This window comes from Candidatus Methylomirabilota bacterium, from assembly GCA_036005065.1.
Taxonomy (GTDB): Bacteria; Methylomirabilota; Methylomirabilia; order Rokubacteriales; family DASRDR01; genus DASYQW01.
The window spans coordinates 1-2,099 of record DASYQW010000048.1 but is presented as its reverse complement, the minus strand read 5'-3'; the positions used below and the strand labels follow the sequence as shown (position 1 = coordinate 2,099).

1 protein-coding gene is annotated in these 2,099 nt (G+C 70.1%); it reads left to right on the top strand.

Annotation, left to right across the window (positions count from 1 at the left end):
* Positions 1–259: 259 nt before the first annotated feature.
* Entirely contained in the window at positions 260–1,846 is a 1,587-nt protein-coding gene (locus VGW35_03160; GenBank protein ID HEV8306643.1) for a hypothetical protein, read from the top strand.
* Positions 1,847–2,099 lie beyond the last annotated feature (253 nt).

The following is a 2,099-nucleotide window of genomic DNA, read 5'->3' as shown; positions in this document are numbered from 1 at the left end:
GGTTGACGCCATCGGCTTCACACCCGGGCTCTCGTCACCACAGCTTTCCTCACTCGCCGACTCGGGCCGGAGGGCTATGGCCTGCTCGTTCTTGCTGCCAGCCTGGTCGTCTGGGTCGAGGTGATCCCACTCGCACGAGTGCTCAACGAGCCGTTGCTGGCAGGCTGTGCCTCTTCGCTCTCGACATTCCTCTGGCAGGCCTGGCCCATGCGTATCACCTACGCACTCCTGGCTGGGAGGTGACGACGAATTGCACCCGTTGACGGATCTCGCCGGGCTGGCCCGGCTGACTCGGGATCTTCCCGGATTCCTCCGGACGGCGGTGACCGTGGATCAGGCGATCGAGGTCGTCAGGCGGCGGCTGGCGACGCGGGAGCAGAGATTCTCACGGATGGTCGAGCAGGCGATTTATGGTCACCCCCGGAGCCCCTACCTCGCGCTGCTGCGAGCGGCGGGGTGCGAGCTCGGCGACCTCAAGCCCCTGGTAGCCCGCGACGGCCTGGAGGGCGCGCTCTCACGCCTCCGGGAGGCGGGTGTCTATGTCACCTTCGACGAGTTCAAGGGGCGGCGGGAGGTCGTGCGGGGCAGCCAGCGGTTCACCTTCGCCGACCGGGACTTCGACAACCCCCACGTGTCCGCGCATGTCGAGGCGCGGAGCGGCGGCACCCGGGGCCCAGGCACCTCAGTGAAGATCAGCCTCCCCTTCGTCACCGACCTGGCGGTCGACACGGCCCTGGCGTTCCACGCGCACGGGCTCTCGGGATACGATCACGTCCTCTGGCTCCAGGGGGGATTCGGTGCGCTCGTCCCCACGCTGCTCTACGCTAAGCTCGGGCGGCCGCCGCACGCCTGGCTCTACCCGTTGCAGCCGCTTCCGGCGAAGGCCCATCTCGGCGCCCGCTACCTCGCCGTCCTGAGTCGCCTGCTGGGTCGGCCCCTGCCGACCCCAGTCTTCGCCGATCTGCAGGATCCCGCATCGCTGGTCCTCCGGCTGGCCGGCCGGCGGCGGGAGGGGGCGTTCCTCTGCGTCACGACCTACGCCAGCGGGGCCGTGCGGATCGCGGCCGCGGCCGGGCAACGGGGCCTCAGGCTCGACGGCGTCTGCTTCATCACGCTGGGCGAGCCCTTCACCGAGGCCAAGCAGCGGATCGTGGAGGCGAGCGGCGCCCGGGCCCTCGTCCGCTACGCCTTCACCGAGGCCGGCATCATCGGCTACCGCTGCGGGACTCCGCGGCTGTCCGACGACCTCCATTTCTTCAGCGACAGCTACGGGCTCGTCCAGCGGCCGCGAGCGGTCGGCGACGGCGGGCCGGTCGTCGACGCCTTCCTGTTTACCTCGCTCCTCGCCTCGGCACCCAAGGTCCTCCTGAACGTGGAGAGCGGGGATCACGGGGTCGTGGAGCGGACGAGCTGCGGGTGCGGGCTGGGGACCGTCGGGCTCACCACCCACCTGGCCAGGATCCGGAGCTTCGAGAAGCTGAGCAGCGAGGGGATGACCTTCGTCCAGACGGATCTGCTGCGGGTGCTGGAGGAAGTCCTGCCCGCGCGCTTCGGGGGCACCGGCACCGACTATCAGCTCCTCGAGGAGGAAGGAGAGGACGGGATTCTCCGGCTGTTCCTGCTCGTGAGCCCCGGGGTCGGCCCGGTCGACGAGGCCGGGGTGTGCCAGACGCTCCTCGAGGAGCTGGCCCGAGGCGGCGGGTTCGCCCCGCTGGGCGCAGGGATGTGGCGGCGGGCAGGGACGGTGGTCGTCCGGCGCCAGCGGCTCATCACCACCCGGGCGGGCAAGATCCTTCCGTTCCATCTCGCCAGGGCCGGGGAATCATCGGGCAGCCGTGGCGACTGAGCAGGAACCGTACGGGGAGGCATTGGTGTGCGCCTGGAACGGCGCGCCGTCCCCGGCGCGCCAGCAGCCGCCGCACCCGGTGGCGGATCGTCGTGAGGACTTACAGTGCACGTTCAAACTCGGGGCGCTCCTAGGCCCGGCCGTCGGGCCCATTAGCCCCGATCCGAAATTCTTTTGGCGAGGAATGTGCGGAAACGCGGCGTCGGTAGCGGCCGTGGCCAGCGTGGGTACGTGCGCACCCACGTCCTCCTAT